Below are 15732 nucleotides of genomic sequence, written 5' to 3' on the forward strand. Positions count from 1 at the left end.
CTATGGCTTCACTTGTGATTACAGCGCAGCAATCCGCGCATGCTGCTCGGTGAAGTTGGCCAGGGCCTGTTCAGACTCGGCCAGCTTGGCACGTTCCTTCTCGATCACCGCAGGCGGAGCCTTGTCGACGAAGGCGGCGTTGGACAGCTTGCCACCCACGCGTGCCACTTCGCCTTGCAGGCGCTGGATTTCCTTGTTCAGGCGCGCCAGCTCGGCATCCTTGTCAATCAGGCCGGCCATTGGCACCAGCACTTGCAGGTCACCGACCAGAGCGGTGGCCGACAGCGGCGCTTCATCGGCATCGCCGAGCACGGTGAACGACTCCACCTTGGCCAGCTTCTTCAGAAGGGCTTCGTTTTCCAGCAGGCGGCGCTGGTCGTCGGCGTTGGCGTTCTTCAGGAACAGCGGCAGCGGCTTGCCTGGGCCGATGTTCATTTCGGCGCGGATGTTGCGCAGACCGACCATCAGTTCCTTGAGCCACTCGATGTCACCTTCAGCGGCGGCGTCGATGCGGGCTTCATTGGCCACCGGCCACGGCTGCAGCATGATGGTCTTGCCTTCGATACCGGCCAGCGGCGCGATGCGCTGCCAGATTTCTTCGGTAATGAACGGCATGAACGGGTGCGCCAGGCGCAGCGCCACTTCCAGCACGCGCACCAGGGTGCGGCGGGTGCCACGGGCGCGCTCGACCGGGGCGTTTTCGTCCCACAGTACCGGCTTGGACAGCTCCAGGTACCAGTCGCAGTACTGGTTCCAGATGAATTCGTACAGCGCCTGGCTGGCCAGGTCGAAGCGGAACTGCTCCAGCTGGCGGGTCACTTCGGCTTCGGTGCGCTGCAGTTGCGAGATGATCCAGCGGTCAGCCAGCGACAGTTCGTAAGCTTCGCCGTTCTGGCCACAGTCTTCGCCCTTGTCCAGCACGTAGCGGGCGGCGTTCCAGATCTTGTTGCAGAAGTTGCGGTAGCCTTCGACGCGGCCCATGTCGAACTTGATGTCGCGGCCTGTGGAGGCCAGCGAGCAGAAGGTGAAGCGCAGGGCGTCGGTGCCGTAGCTGGCGATACCTTCAGGGAACTCGGCCTTGGTCTGCTTGGCGATCTTCTCGGCCAGCTTGGGCTGCATCATGCCGCTGGTGCGTTTTTCCAGCAGGGCGTCGAGGGTGATGCCGTCGACGATGTCCAGCGGGTCCAGTACGTTGCCCTTGGACTTGGACATCTTCTGGCCCTGGCCGTCACGCACCAGACCGTGTACGTAAACGGTCTTGAACGGTACTTGCGGGGTGCCGTCCTCGTTCTTGATCAGGTGCATGGTCAGCATGATCATGCGCGCAACCCAGAAGAAGATGATGTCGAAGCCGGTTACCAGCACATCGGTGGAGTGGAACTTCTTGAGGAACTCGGTCTGCTCTGGCCAGCCCAGGGTCGAGAAGGTCCACAGGCCCGAGCTGAACCAGGTGTCGAGCACGTCGTCGTCCTGGCGCAGGACCACGTCGGCGCCCAGGTTGTGCTTGGCGCGCACTTCTTCCTCGTTGCGGCCAACGTAGACCTGGCCGGCCTCGTCGTACCACGCCGGGATGCGGTGGCCCCACCACAGCTGGCGGCTGATGCACCAGTCCTGAATGTCACGCATCCAGGAGAAGTACATGTTCTCGTACTGCTTGGGCACGAACTGGATACGGCCATCTTCCACGGCGGCGATGGCAGGTTCTGCCAGCGGCTTGGTAGAGACGTACCACTGGTCGGTCAGCCACGGCTCGATCACGGTGCCCGAACGGTCGCCTTTCGGTACTTTCAGGGCGTGGTCGTCGATGCTCACCAGCAGGCCCTGGGCATCCAGGTCGGCAACGATCTGCTTGCGCGCGACGAAGCGGTCGAGGTTGGCGTATTGGGCCGGCAGTCGGGTATCAACCTGCTCGTTGACGCTGCCGTCGAGGTTGAAGGCCTGGGCGCTGGCCAGCACGAAGGCGTTCTTGTCGAAGATGTTCAGCAGTGGCAGGTTGTGGCGTTTGCCGACTTCGTAGTCGTTGAAGTCGTGAGCCGGGGTGATCTTCACGCAGCCGGTACCGAACGCAGGGTCGCAGTAGTCGTCGGCGATGATCGGGATGCGGCGGCCTACCAGTGGCAGTTCGACGAATTTGCCGATCAGTGCCTGGTAGCGTTCGTCATTCGGGTTGACCGCAACGGCCGCGTCACCCAGCAGGGTTTCCGGACGGGTGGTGGCAACCACCAGGTAGTCGTTGCCTTCGGCGGTCTTGGCGCCGTCGGCCAGCGGGTAGCGCAGGTTCCACAGGTGGCCTTTCTCGTCGTGGTTTTCCACTTCGAGGTCGGAGATGGCCGTGTGCAGCTTGGTATCCCAGTTGACCAGGCGCTTGCCACGGTAGATGAGGCCGTCTTCATGCAGGCGCACGAACGCTTCTTTAACGGCTTCGGAGAGGCCGTCGTCCATGGTGAAGCGCTCGCGGCTCCAGTCTACCGAAGAGCCCAGACGGCGGATCTGGCGGCTGATGTTGCCACCGGACTGGTCCTTCCATTCCCAGACCTTTTCCAGAAACTTCTCGCGGCCCAGGTCATGACGGTTCTGGCCTTTGGCTTCGAGCTGGCGCTCGACCAGCATCTGCGTGGCGATACCGGCGTGGTCGGTGCCTGGCTGCCACAGGGTGTCGCGGCCTTGCATGCGGCGGAAACGGATCAGGGCGTCCATGATCGCGTTGTTGAACCCATGGCCCATGTGCAGGCTGCCGGTCACGTTCGGCGGCGGGATCATGATGGTGTAGGACTCGCCTGCACCTTGTGGGGCGAAATAGTTCTCGGACTCCCAGGTGTTGTACCAGGAAGTTTCGATGGCGTGCGGCTGGTAGGTCTTATCCATGCGCGGCGGGACCCTGTGCATTTATTCGGGAAAGCCGGGAAGTATAACCAAGGTGGGGGCCGCAGGCGACAAGCTACTGCTATCTGGCAGTGCGGCGTCTGCTTCGCGGGCAAGCCCGCACACAGGATCACCACAGCCTTCAAGACTTGTGGCGACCCTGTGGGAGCGGGCTTGCCCGCGAAGCAGGCACCGCGGAAATTCAGGCTTACTCCGAACGCTTGATCAACCGCTCGATCCGCGCATCCAGCCGGCGCTTGATCTCGTTCTCGATGTGCGGGGTGAAGTCGTTGATCACGTCCTGCATGATCATCTGCGCCGCGGCACGCAGTTCGCTCTCCAGGTGCAGCAGGGTGTCCTGGCGGCGGGTTTGCGGGTCGTCCTCGGGCTCGGCAGCCGCCGGTTCGGCAACCGGTGCTGGGTTGCCGGCAGGCTCTTCCAGCAGTAACGGAATCTGCTCCACGGTTTCGGTCAGCAGCGGCGGTTGCAGGTCGGCGTCGCCAAGCAGCTGGCGGATCGACTCGAGGTCATCGAGCAGATGGGCGGAGTCGGGCAAAGGGGAGGGCTTGTCCATCGTCGTCAAAGTCGCTGTAAGCGGTGGTCTTGCAGAGCATAGCCCTGTTCACGGTAGAAACGGAATCGCTCTCGGGCCGATTGGCGGATGCCAGGCTCCTCGACCACGATTTCGGCCACCCGCTCGAACTGGCCGACAAAGCCCGGCACGCTGGCGCCAAGGTTGATCAGCAGGTCGCGGTGCTCGCCCGCGCTGTCTGCCAAGCCCAGCGCCACGCTGGCATCGGCATGCACCTCGGCCAGGTCGTGGGGCACGAACGCCTCGCCCTTGAAGCGCCACAAGCGTTGGTCCAGCTCGCTGCGCTGTTCCGCGTCCTGGCAGTGCAGGTACACCCGGTGGCCGAGGCGCCAGGCCTTTTCGCACAGCTTGCAGGCGAAATCGAGCCGCGCCGACAGCGAGTCGGTGGGCAAGATGTAGAAGTCGACTTTGCTCATGGTGAGAATCGCCGACCAGTGGCGCACAAGGCGCCACCGGCCTCACGGCATCACGCGCCAGCGCGGTCCAGCAGGTACTGGGTCAGCAGAGGCACTGGGCGGCCGGTGGCGCCTTTGTCCTTGCCGCCACTGACCCAGGCGGTACCGGCGATGTCCATGTGCGCCCAGTTGTAGGCCTTGGCGAAGCGCGACAGGAAGCAACCCGCGGTGATGGTGCCGGCCTTCGGCCCGCCGATGTTGCCCATGTCGGCGAACGGGCTGTCCAGTTGCTCCTGGTATTCATCGAACAGCGGCAACCGCCAGGCACGGTCGTCGGCGCGCTTGCCGGCGTCGAGCAACTGGCCCACCAGGTCGTCGTTGTTGCCCATCAGGCCGGAGGTGTGGCTGCCCAGGGCGACGATGCAGGCGCCGGTCAGGGTAGCGATGTCGATCACCGCCTGCGGCTTGAAGCGCTCGGCGTAGGTCAGGGTGTCGCACAGCACCAGGCGGCCTTCGGCGTCGGTGTTGAGAATTTCCACGGTCTGACCGCTCATGGTGGTGACGATGTCACCTGGGCGGGTGGCACCGCCGCTTGGCATGTTTTCGGCGCAGGCCAGCAGGCACACGAGGTTGATTGGCAGTTGCAGTTCCAGCACGGCACGCAGCGTACCGAGCACGCTTGCGGCGCCGCACATGTCGTATTTCATTTCGTCCATGCCGGCACCTGGCTTGAGGCTGATGCCGCCGGTGTCGAAGGTGATGCCTTTACCGACCAGCACGAATGGCTTGTCGGCCTTTTTGCCGCCCTGGTAATTCAGCACGATCAGGCGTGGAGGCTGGTCGCTGCCCTGGCCCACGGCATAGAACGCGCCCATGCCCAGGTCCTTGATCTTCTTCTCGTCCAGTACCTCGACCTTCAGCGCCTTGTGCGCCTTGCCCAGGTCCTTGGCCTGCTCGGCCAGGAAGCTTGGGTGGCAGAGGTTAGGCGGCAGGTTGCCCAGGTCGCGGGTGAACGCCATACCGGTGGCGATGGCGCTGGCGTGTTTGACCGCACGCTCGACTTCGGCCTGGCCGGCCTTGTCGGCCAACAGGGTGACCTTTTTCAGGGCGCGCGGCTCGGCCTTCTGGCTTTTGAAACGGTCGAAGACGTATTCGCCATCAAGCAGGGTTTCGGCCAGCAGGCGGTATTTACCGTAATGGGCGTCGCGGTTGCTGACCGCCACATCGTCCAAGGCCAGCACTGCATCGGCACCGTTCAGGCCCTTGAGTACGCCGGCCACGCTGGCAACCAGCTTGCGCCAGGCGCGGTCACCCAAAGCTTCATCCTTGCCACTGCCTACCAGCAACACGCGCTCGGCCTTCAGGCCCGCGAGGCTCTGCAGCAGCAGGGTCTGGCCCGGCTTGCCGGCCAGGTCGCCGCGCTTGAGCACGGCGCTGATGGCACCCTCGCTGGCCAGGTCGACAGCCTTGGCCACAGCACCGAGCTTGCGGTTTTCACCTACCGGAATGACCAGTGTGGCGGTTTTTACGGATGCAGCAGCTACGCTTTTTACAACCAGTTCCATGTCAGGATCCCCGAATGATCGATACGAATGGCGCTGTGTGTGCCAGCGCTCTGGACGGGCCTGGCCGCTTAGTCGCGCGCCAGCGGAAAAGCTGCCAGTTTGAGCCTGCGGCAAGCGTGCTGACAACCCCGTTATGCGCGATCATGCGCGGCCAAGTGACAGGGGCGGTCAATCACAGGATAATGCGCGCACTTTACATGGAGGTTCGCCTTTGGCGAACCGGCATTGGTCTTGGATGTACTAAGTCATTGTTTGGCGCCATTGCATGGCAGTCCGCCCTGACAACCCAGGAGTGTCTGGTTTGATCGTCTTTCGTTATCTGTCCCGCGAGGTCCTGGTGACCTTGAGCGCCGTCAGCGCTGTGCTGCTGGTGATCATCATGAGCGGGCGCTTCATCAAGTACCTGGCCCAGGCTGCCCAGGGCGTGCTCGACCCGGGCGTGCTGTTCCTGATCATGGGCTTCCGGTTGCCGGGTTTCCTGCAGTTGATCCTGCCGCTGGGGCTGTTCCTTGGCATTCTCCTGGCTTACGGGCGCCTGTACCTGGAAAGCGAGATGACCGTGTTGTCGGCCACCGGCATGAGCCAGCAGCGGCTGCTGGGCATGACCATGGCGCCGGCCGCCCTGGTCGCCCTGCTGGTGGCCTGGCTGAGCCTGAGCCTGGCACCGCTGGGCGTGGCCCAGGTGCAGCAGATCATCGCCCAGCAAGACGCGCTGACCGAGTTCGACACCCTGGTGCCGGGCCGCTTCCAGACGTTGCGTGACGGCTCGCGGGTAACCTACACCGAGCAGCTGTCGGACGACCGCATCAACCTGGCCGGGGTGTTCATCTCCGAGAAGCGCTTCAACCAGGACAAGACCAAGGACCGCGCGCCGTCGGTGCTGGTCGCGGAAAAGGGCCACCAGGAAATCCAGGCCGACGGCAACCGCTATCTGGTGCTGGAAAACGGTTACCGCTACGACGGTAACCCGGGCCAGGCCGACTACCGTGCCATCAAGTACGACACCTATGGCGTGCTGCTGCCCAAGCCGGAAGTCAGCGAGGAAGTCACCGAACGTGAAGCCATCCCCACCTCCGAGTTGATCGGCAAGAAAGGCCTGCGTGAGCGTGCCGAGTTGCAATGGCGGTTGTCGCTGCCGATCCTGGTGTTCGTCGTCACCCTGCTGGCGGTGCCACTGTCCCGGGTCAACCCGCGTCAGGGCCGCTTCCTCAAGCTGCTGCCGGCAATTCTTCTGTACATGGCCTACCTGACAATGCTGATTTCCGTACGCGGTGCCCTCGAGAAGGGCAAACTTCCGATCGGCCTGGGCATATGGTGGGTCCACGGTCTGTTCCTGCTGATCGGCCTGGGGCTGATGTACTGGGAGCCGCTGCGCCTCAAGCGCGCTGCCCGTCGTGCGGAGGTGGCCCATGGCTAAGCTCGACCGCTATATCGGCCAGAGCGTGCTGCTGGCCATCCTGGCTGTGCTGGGGATCATCCTCGGCCTGGCTTCGCTGTTCGCCTTCATCGACGAGATGAGCGACCTGAGTGATACCTACACGGTGATGGAGGCTGGCAACTTCGTCCTGCTCACCGCACCGCGGCGGCTGTACGAAATGTTGCCGATGGCGGCACTGATCGGCTGCCTGATCGGCCTGGGCAGCCTGGCCAGCAGCAGCGAGCTGACCATCATGCGTGCGGCCGGCGTTTCCATCGGCCGTATCGTCTGGGCGGTGATGAAGCCGATGCTGGTACTGATGCTGGTCGGCCTGCTGATCGGTGAATACGTGGCACCGGTGACCGAGAACAAGGCCCAGGCCGACCGCTCCCTGGCCCAGGGCGGTGGTGAGGCACAAAGCTCCAAGCGCGGTATGTGGCACCGTCAGGGTGAAGAGTACGTGCACATCAACGCCGTGCAGCCTAACGGCCTGCTGCTGGGGGTGACCCGTTACCGCTTCGACAACGAGCGCAAGATCGTCACGTCGAGTTTCGCCCGCCGTGCCCAGTACCAGAACGACCACTGGCTGCTCGCCGACGTGCGCACCACCTATTTCCGTGGCGACCACACCGAAGTCGTCAGCGCGCCGCAAGAGCGCTGGGACGTTTCGCTCACGCCAGAACTGCTCAATACCGTGATCCTGGCACCCGAGTCGCTGTCGATTACCGGGCTGTGGGACTACATCCACTACCTGTCTGACCAGGGTTTGAACAATGCCCGCTACTGGCTGGCGTTCTGGACCAAGGTACTGCAGCCGATGGTGACTGCGGCACTGGTGCTGATGGCAATTTCCTTCATCTTCGGCCCGCTGCGCTCGGTAACCCTCGGGCAGCGCGTGTTCACCGGTGTGCTGGTGGGCTTCGTGTTCCGCATCGGCCAGGACCTGCTGGGGCCTTCAAGCCAGGTGTTCGGCTTCCCGCCGCTGCTGGCGGTGGTGATCCCGGCGGGCATCTGTGCCTTGGCCGGTGTGTGGTTGTTGCGCCGGGCGGGTTGATCGACTTGGGTGATGTGGTGCCAGTGAGATCGAGCGCCGCCCGCGCGGCGCATCGCGAGCTGTCGCTCGCTCCTACGTTTGTTTCGGGCCAGTAACGCCTGTGGCAGACGCGCGCGACCGCCTGGTTTGTACGACGCGATATCGAGCCATGCGCCAAGGCGTACGCGCGCAAATCCCTCAGGATTAATTGGCACGAAACAAACGTAGGAGCGAGCGACAGCTCGCGATGCGCCGCGCGGGCGGCGCTCGATCTAACAGGCGCAGCATCCAAAACGGCGTACTCTCACGTTATTTCTTCAGCTTCGGCACCCGCACCAGCTGGCTCTCCGAATAAATGTCATGCCAGCCCCGCTTGCGCTTGTCTATCAACACCCAGAAGAACCCCAGCCCCAGGCACAGCCATGAGGCGATCGAGACCACAAAGCGCAGCAGCGCCTGCCACAGGCTGATGGCCGAACCATCGGCGTTCTGCACGCGCACGCCCCATACCTGCATGCCCAGGGTCTGCCCGCCATGGGTCCAGAACTTGGCAAAGAAGCCGAACAGGGCGAACAGCAGCACCGTCGACAGCAGTGGGTCGCCATCCAGTGCCCCCGCCTCGGTCAGCTCGCGCATGCGTGCTTCGCCGATGATCGCCATCTGGATCATTTTGTAGGCGCCAGCGGTCACGATCAGCAGGGCCGTGCACAGCAAAAAGTCATAGAACATCGCTGCCATGCGTCGGCCCAGGCCGACCGGTGGAAAATCTCCCTGAGGGGTGAGCAGAGGCTTGGACATGCGGGACGGCTCCAGAAGACGAAGCCGCTATTCTACGGGCAAAAAAAAGCCCCTGCACTTGGCAGGGGCTTTTCTCGAAGTCGGGTTCGGCTTAGCCGGCGACCTGAACTTTGTCAGCCTGCATGCCTTTCTGGCCCTGGACTGCTTCGAAGGTAACCTTCTGGCCTTCTTTCAGGCTCTTGAAGCCGTTGCCTTCGATAGCGCGGAAGTGCACGAACAGATCCGGACCGCTTTCTGGGGTGATGAAGCCGTAACCTTTTTCGTCATTGAACCACTTGACGGTACCGTTCTGACGCTCAGCCATTGTCTTATTTCCTATGAAGCTTAAATTTTGATGACAGTTTCTTTCGCACTTGTTTGTAAGCGAAAGATTACTGGGCTGGGTTGCAGGAAAGTAAGAGACGTCGAACGGGTTGTAGCAAATCTCGGCTACTGGCCCAGGTCACGAACTGTTGCGACCCATGCAAACACAGTGCAGTGACTCTACGCCAACTCCCGAGCGAAAAACAAGCCCTTGGTCGTATGGAAAATCAGCCGTTTGCCGATAACCGACCGATTTGGCGGAAACGGCATGGCGCCTGGCCTGGCGCCATGTTCAAAAGTTATTGGGCAGGTTCGAAAACGAATATGTCGAGCCTGCCCGTAACCTTCACAAAGCCGTTTCAACCCCGGTAGTAACGTTGTGCTACGAAAGGCATTTTGCTGACTTTCAAGGCAACCTTCTTGCCCCGCACCACGGCAAACAGCGGTGTGTCGACTGCAGCATGTTCACTATCGATATAACCCATTGCTACAGGTGCACCGAGTGTCGGGCCAAAGCCGCCGCTGCAGACTTTACCGACCGGTTTATCGTTTGCATCGACAATATCCGCACCCTCACGAACGGGCGTACGTTCTTGCGGTAGCAGCCCGACGCGTTTGCGTGCCACGCCATCGCGCTGCTGGGCGAAGATGGCCTCGGCACCGGGGAACCCGGCAGCACGTGCACCGTCGGCACGGCGCACCTTGGAAATCGCCCACAGCAGGCTGGCCTCGACCGGGGTGGTCTCGGTATTCATGTCGTGGCCATACAGGCACAGGCCGGCTTCCAGGCGAAGCGAGTCGCGAGCGCCCAGGCCAATCGGCTGTACTTCCGGCTCGGCCAGCAGACGGCGGACGAGGGCATCTGCAGCGTTTGCCGGCACCGAGATTTCGTAGCCGTCTTCGCCGGTGTAGCCCGAGCGGCTGACGAAGCAGTCTTCGCCCAGCAACTTCACCGGGCGGAACTGCATGAAGGTCATGCCGGCCACTTCCGGTGCCAGGCGTTCCAGCACCTTGACCGCAGCCGGGCCTTGCAGGGCCAGCAGGGCACGCTGCTCGAACAGTGGCTGCACCTCGCAACGGTTGCCGATGTGTTTGTGCAGGTGGGCCAGGTCCTGGTCTTTGCAGGCGGCGTTGACCACCAGGAACAGCGTGTCGTCACCCAGGTTGGCCACCATCAGGTCGTCGAGGATGCCGCCCTGCTCGTTGGTGAACATGGCATAGCGCTGCATGCCTGCCGGGAGGTCGATGATGTCCACGGGTACCAGGCTTTCCAGGGCCTTGGCGGCATCCGCGCCGCGCAGGATGATCTGGCCCATGTGCGAAACGTCGAACAGGCCGGCCTGCTCGCGGGTGTGCAAGTGTTCCTTGAGCACGCCCAGCGGGTACTGCACCGGCATGTCGTAGCCGGCGAACGGCACCATGCGGGCACCCAGTTCCAGGTGCAGGGCGTGCAGTGGGGTCTTGAGCAGTGTTTCGGACATCGGTGACTCCTTGGTGTTGTTGTCGGGTCAACATTCGATGATGTTGACGGCCAGGCCGCCACGGGCGGTCTCTTTGTATTTGCTTTTCATGTCGGCGCCGGTCTGGCGCATGGTGCGGATGACCTTGTCGAGCGACACGTAATGTTGCCCGTCGCCGCGCAAGGCCATGCGCACCGCGTTGATTGCCTTCACCGAGCCCATGGCATTGCGCTCGATGCACGGCACCTGGACCAGCCCGCCGATCGGGTCGCAGGTCAGGCCCAGGTTATGTTCCATACCGATTTCTGCAGCGTTTTCCACCTGCTGCACGCTGCCGCCCATCACCTCGCATAACGCACCGGCAGCCATCGAGCAGGCCACGCCGACCTCGCCCTGGCAGCCCACTTCCGCGCCAGAGATGGAGGCGTTTTCCTTGTACAGGATGCCGATGGCCGCAGCGGTGAGCAGAAAACGCACCACCCCGTCCTCGCTGGCGCCCGGCACGAAGCGCATGTAGTAGTGCAACACTGCCGGGACGATACCTGCCGCCCCATTGGTGGGTGCGGTGACCACGCGCCCGCCGTAGGCGTTTTCTTCGTTCACGGCCAAGGCGTAGAGGTTGACCCAGTCAAGCACCGACAGGGCATCGCGCAGGCTGGCCTCCGGGTGGCGGCTCAGTTGGCGGTACAACGCGGGCGCCCGCCGCTTGACCTTGAGCCCGCCCGGCAATATGCCTTCATGCTGGCAGCCCGCTTCGACACAATCCTGCATCACCTGCCAGATGCGCAGCAGCCCGGCGCGGGTTTGTGCCTCTGGGCGCCAGGCGGCCTCGTTGGCCAGCATCACTTGGCTTATCGACAGGTTTTGCGCGGTGCAATGGCCGAGCAGTTCCTTGGCGGTCTTGAACGGGTAGGGCAGCACGGTGCTGTCCTCGACAATGCGGTCGTGGCCGGCGGCGTCCTCGTCGACGACGAAACCGCCGCCCACCGAGTAATACTCGCGGCTGCGAATTTGCAGGCCGGCGTCATCGAAGGCGCGGAAGATCATGCCGTTGGGGTGGTAATCCAGCGGCTTGCGGATCATCGACAGGTGTTGTTTTTCAATGAACGCGATGCTGTGCTCGCCCAGCAGGTTTAGGCGGCCGCTGTCGCGGATGACCTGTAGGCGGGCGGGGATGCTTTCGGTGTCGATAATGTCCGGGTGTTCGCCTTCAAGGCCCAGCAGCACGGCCTTGTCACTGCCGTGGCCCTTGCCGGTGGCGCCCAGCGAGCCATACAGCTCGGCCTTGACGCTGGCCGTGCGGGTGAGCAGGCCATCACGGCGCAGACCTTCGGCGAACCGCGCGGCGGCGCGCATCGGGCCGACCGTGTGGGAACTGGAGGGGCCGATGCCGATCTTGAACAGGTCGAAGACGCTCAAAGACATAATGACCTCCTGCCAAGTTCGTTGGACGGACGGTGAGCCCTGTAGGAGCGGGTTCACCCGCGAATGCGATGCCGGTTTCACCACCGCATTCGCGGCGGTTCGGTGCCCCGATAAACCCGCTCCCACAGAGTCCGCCATCCAATCTAGGTGGCGGAGGAGGAGCTATCAGGCGTCCTGATAGCTCTCGATCGACGGGCAAGCGCACACCAGGTTACGGTCGCCGAACACGTTGTCGACCCGGCCCACCGGCGGCCAGTATTTGGCTTCCACCAGGCTTGGCAGCGGGTAAACCGCCTGCTCGCGGCTGTAGCCGTGGGCCCATTCGCCAACCAGCTCGGCCGCGGTGTGCGGGGCGTTTTTCAGCGGGTTGTCGTCCTTGTCGAGGCTACCGTTTTCGACCGCACGGATTTCTTCGCGGATCTGGATCATCGCATTGCAGAAGCGGTCCAGTTCTTCCTTGGACTCGCTTTCGGTCGGTTCGATCATCAGCGTGCCCGCCACCGGGAAGGACATGGTCGGGGCGTGGAAGCCAAAGTCGATCAGGCGCTTGGCCACGTCGTCGACGCTGATGCCGCTGGTGTCCTTCAGCGGGCGCAGGTCGAGGATGCACTCGTGGGCCACCAGGCCATTACCGCCGGTATACAGAACAGGATAGTGCTCTTCCAGCCGGCGGGCGATGTAGTTGGCGTTGAGGATTGCCATTTGCGAGGCGCGCTTGAGGCCGGCACCGCCCATCATGCGGATGTACATCCAGGTGATCGGCAGGATGCTGGCGCTGCCGAACGGCGCGGCGCATACGGCCCCTTCGGTGTTTTCAAGCTGCGCGTGGCCTGGCAGGAAAGGCGCCAGGTGCGACTTGACGCCAATCGGGCCAACGCCCGGGCCGCCACCGCCGTGCGGAATGCAGAAGGTCTTGTGCAGGTTCAGGTGGGACACGTCGCCGCCGAACTTGCCCGGGGCGCACAGGCCGACCATGGCGTTCATGTTGGCGCCGTCGATGTACACCTGGCCACCGTTGTCATGGATGATCGCGCAGATTTCGCCGATCGCTTCCTCAAACACGCCGTGGGTCGACGGGTAGGTGATCATGATCGCGGCCAGGCGCTCGCGGTGCTCGATGGCCTTGGCGCGCAGGTCTTCTACGTCGACGTTGCCGCGGGCGTCACAAGCGGTAACCACCACGCGCATGCCGGCCATGTGGGCGGTCGCCGGGTTGGTGCCGTGGGCCGACGACGGGATCAGGCAGATGTCGCGATGGCTTTCGCCACGGCTGCGGTGGTAGGCACGGATGGCCAGCAGGCCTGCGTACTCGCCCTGAGAACCGGCGTTGGGCTGCAGCGACACGGCGTCATAGCCAGTGGCGGCGCACAGCATGGCTTCCAGCTCGGTGGTCATCTGCAGGTAGCCCTGGCTCTGCTCGGCCGGGGCGAACGGGTGCAGGTTGCCGAACTCGGCCCAGGTCACCGGAATCATCTCGCTGGCGGCGTTCAGTTTCATGGTGCACGAGCCCAGCGGGATCATGCTGCGGTCCAGCGCCAGGTCCTTGTCGGCCAGGCGGCGCAGGTAGCGCATCAGCTCGGTTTCGCTGTGGTAGCGGTTGAACACCGGGTGTTCGAGGATGGCCGACTGGCGCAGCAGGGCGGTAGGCAGCAGCGAACCGGTGCTGGCGGCCAGCGCGGCGAAGTCTGGTTGAGCCTGGTCGCCAGCGAACAATTGCCACAGCGACTCGACGTCAGCCTGGCTGCTGGTTTCGTCCAGCGACAGGCCCAGGTGGGTGGCGTCGACCTGGCGCAGGTTGATGCCTTGGGCGCGGGCCTTGTCATGTAGGCTGGCGGTTGCAGTGCCGGTGGCCAGGGTCAGGGTGTCGAAGGCGCTGGCGCCCACTACCTGCACGCCCAAGGCTTTCAGGCCGGCGGCCAGGATCGCGGTCAGGGCGTGGGTGCGCTCGGCAATGCGCTTTAGGCCGGCCGGGCCGTGATACACGGCGAACATGCTGGCAATGTTGGCCAGCAGCACCTGGGCGGTGCAGATGTTGCTGGTGGCCTTTTCGCGGCGGATATGCTGCTCGCGGGTTTGCATGGCCAGGCGCAGGGCGGTCTTGCCGAAGCGGTCGATCGACACGCCGACCAAGCGGCCCGGCATGTCGCGCTTGAAGGCGTCACGGGTGGCGAAGTAAGCCGCGTGCGGGCCACCGAAGCCCAGTGGCACGCCGAAGCGCTGAGCGCTGCCGATGGCCACGTCGGCATCGAACTCGCCCGGCGGGGTCAGCAGGGTCAGGGCCAGCAGGTCAGCGGCCACGGCGACCAGGGCGTTGGCTGCGTGGAAGCGCTGTACCACGTCACGGTAGTCGAACACGTCACCGTTGCTGGCCGGGTATTGCAGCAGGGCGCCGAAGAAGGCGCTGACATCGCCCAGTTCGCGCTCATCGCCGATCACGACCTCGATACCCAGCGGCTCGGCACGGGTGCGCAGCACGTCGAGGGTTTGCGGGTGGCAGTGCACGGAGGCGAAGAAGGCGTGGCTGGCCTTGTTCTTCGACAGGCGTTTGCAGAAGGTCATGGCCTCGGCCGCCGCAGTGGCTTCGTCGAGCAGGGAGGCGTTGGCGATCGGCAGGCCGGTGAGGTCGCTGATCAGGGTCTGGAAGTTCAGCAGCGCTTCCAGGCGGCCTTGGGAAATTTCTGGCTGGTATGGGGTGTAAGCGGTGTACCAGGCCGGGTTTTCCAGCAGGTTGCGCAGGATCGGTGCCGGGGTGTGGGTGTTGTAGTAGCCCTGGCCGATGTAGCTCTTGAACAGTTGATTCTTGCCGGCAATGGCCTTGAGTGCGGCCAGTGCATCGGCTTCGCTCTGGCCGTCGTGGGAACCGAGCACGCTGGTGCCCTTGATGCTGTCGGGGATGACCGCAGCGGTCATGGCCTCCAGCGAGTCGAAGCCCAGGGCGGCGAGCATGGCCTGCTCGTCAGCTGCGCGCGGGCCGATGTGGCGGGCGATGAATTCGTTGGCGGTGCCGAGGTTGATGGTCATGGCGGAGTTCCTCAGGCGTCGTCGTTGGCTTTGAGCAGGCGGTCGTAGGCGTCCTGGTCGAGCAGGGCGGTTACGGCGCTGGCGTCGGCAGGGATGAAGCGGAAGAACCAGCCTTCGCCCATCGGGTCTTCGTTGACCAGTTCCGGGCTGTCTTCGAGCTGGCCGTTGACCTCGACCACTTCACCGGTCAGGGGCATATAGACACCGCTGGCGGCTTTTACCGACTCGACGGTGGACGCTTCGCTGCCTTTCTCATACGGCTGCAACTCTGGCAGTTGCACGAAAACCACATCGCCAAGGGCGTTCTGGGCGTAGGCGGTGATGCCCACGGTGACGCTGCCATCGGCTTCGACGCGCAGCCATTCGTGATCTTCAGTGAAACGCAACTCGCTCATGGGGAATCCTCGGGAAGCAGGGCGTTGGGCGCGGTGGCTCCGCGCTCTTGGGGTTGCTTTCCCTTAGCAATAATGCGGCCAATCAAAGAAAATCCTTTAAAAACAATGATTTATTGATTTTTGCGGGGTGGCTGCTTGTTTGTTTGGAACGAAAACGCTACAGAAGGTTGTGCATGAAAAAGGGTTTGGGGATCAAAACCTTGTGCAATAGCACTCGAACGGGTTCGTACTGATTTCGTTACGGCGTATTGAAATCGATACGATTCATTGAGCCAGTTCAGTTGTTGGCAAGCCGGAATAAATCAAGCAAGTTCGATACTTGCAAAGCTTTTAGCACTTTCTTCTTGCACCTATACCGTGTCGCCATATCAACTATTTGTGTCACCTGCGTGATAGTTTTCAAATGGCTGAACTAAGTATTTGCCCTCAACGATTTTCCCGCCTATAGCGCGTCACCAGAATGGCC

General features: G+C 63.0%; 12 protein-coding genes. 2 read left to right on the forward strand and 10 right to left on the reverse strand.

Annotation, left to right across the window (positions count from 1 at the left end; genetic code table 11):
* Nucleotides 1-18 precede the first annotated feature (18 nt).
* The 4 genes from ACF8MI_RS15890 to ACF8MI_RS15905 form a co-directional block, all read right to left on the reverse strand.
* Nucleotides 19-2865 (reverse strand): valine--tRNA ligase, encoded by a 2847-nt coding sequence (locus ACF8MI_RS15890; RefSeq protein ID WP_019098190.1) that lies wholly within the window; start codon nt 2863-2865, stop codon nt 19-21.
* Between the two features lie 205 nt (nt 2866-3070).
* On the reverse strand, nt 3071-3436 hold the full coding sequence (locus ACF8MI_RS15895; RefSeq protein ID WP_060499875.1) for a hypothetical protein: 366 nt from the start codon (nt 3434-3436) through the stop codon (nt 3071-3073).
* A 5-nt stretch (nt 3437-3441) separates the two neighbouring features.
* Nucleotides 3442-3870 (reverse strand): DNA polymerase III subunit chi, encoded by a 429-nt coding sequence (locus ACF8MI_RS15900; RefSeq protein ID WP_060499874.1) that lies wholly within the window; start codon nt 3868-3870, stop codon nt 3442-3444.
* A 50-nt stretch (nt 3871-3920) separates the two neighbouring features.
* A complete protein-coding gene (locus tag ACF8MI_RS15905) occupies nt 3921-5414 on the reverse strand; it encodes a leucyl aminopeptidase (RefSeq protein WP_200928772.1) in 1494 nt (497 codons plus the stop codon).
* A 301-nt stretch (nt 5415-5715) separates the two neighbouring features.
* Here ACF8MI_RS15905 and lptF point away from each other — a divergent pair, with 301 nt between their 5' ends.
* Both lptF and lptG read left to right on the forward strand, forming a co-directional pair.
* The gene (gene lptF, locus ACF8MI_RS15910) at nt 5716-6831 is read left to right on the forward strand and encodes an LPS export ABC transporter permease LptF (protein WP_200928771.1); all 1116 of its coding nucleotides are present in this window, start codon (nt 5716-5718) and stop codon (nt 6829-6831) included.
* The gene (gene lptG / locus ACF8MI_RS15915) at nt 6824-7885 is read left to right on the forward strand and encodes an LPS export ABC transporter permease LptG (RefSeq protein WP_016713114.1); all 1062 of its coding nucleotides are present in this window, start codon (nt 6824-6826) and stop codon (nt 7883-7885) included. The genes lptF and lptG overlap by 8 nt, the downstream gene beginning before the upstream one ends.
* 288 nt (nt 7886-8173) lie before the next feature.
* On the opposite strand, the gene ACF8MI_RS15920 is transcribed toward lptG, so the two are convergent.
* The 6 genes from ACF8MI_RS15920 to gcvH all read right to left on the reverse strand — a co-directional run bounded on the left by ACF8MI_RS15920 (nt 8174) and on the right by gcvH (nt 15266).
* On the reverse strand, nt 8174-8662 hold the full coding sequence (locus tag ACF8MI_RS15920) for an RDD family protein (RefSeq protein ID WP_200928770.1): 489 nt from the start codon (nt 8660-8662) through the stop codon (nt 8174-8176).
* 91 nt (nt 8663-8753) lie between these two features.
* Complete coding sequence (locus ACF8MI_RS15925) at nt 8754-8966, reverse strand: cold-shock protein (protein WP_003257941.1); 213 nt, start codon at nt 8964-8966, stop codon at nt 8754-8756.
* 358 nt (nt 8967-9324) lie between these two features.
* Complete coding sequence (gcvT, locus tag ACF8MI_RS15930) at nt 9325-10446, reverse strand: glycine cleavage system aminomethyltransferase GcvT (protein ID WP_200928769.1); 1122 nt, start codon at nt 10444-10446, stop codon at nt 9325-9327.
* Between the two features lie 27 nt (nt 10447-10473).
* Nucleotides 10474-11850 (reverse strand): L-serine ammonia-lyase, encoded by a 1377-nt coding sequence (locus ACF8MI_RS15935; RefSeq protein ID WP_156867093.1) that lies wholly within the window; start codon nt 11848-11850, stop codon nt 10474-10476.
* Nucleotides 11851-12015: 165 nt separating this feature from the next.
* On the reverse strand, nt 12016-14871 hold the full coding sequence (gcvP, locus tag ACF8MI_RS15940; protein ID WP_060497450.1) for an aminomethyl-transferring glycine dehydrogenase: 2856 nt from the start codon (nt 14869-14871) through the stop codon (nt 12016-12018).
* An 11-nt stretch (nt 14872-14882) separates the two neighbouring features.
* Nucleotides 14883-15266, reverse strand: a complete 384-nt coding sequence (gcvH, locus tag ACF8MI_RS15945) for a glycine cleavage system protein GcvH (RefSeq protein ID WP_016713109.1) — start codon at nt 15264-15266, stop codon at nt 14883-14885.
* Nucleotides 15267-15732 lie beyond the last annotated feature (466 nt).

Source organism: Pseudomonas sp. yb_9 (assembly GCF_043103635.1).
Classification (GTDB): domain Bacteria; phylum Pseudomonadota; class Gammaproteobacteria; order Pseudomonadales; family Pseudomonadaceae; genus Aquipseudomonas; species Aquipseudomonas monteilii.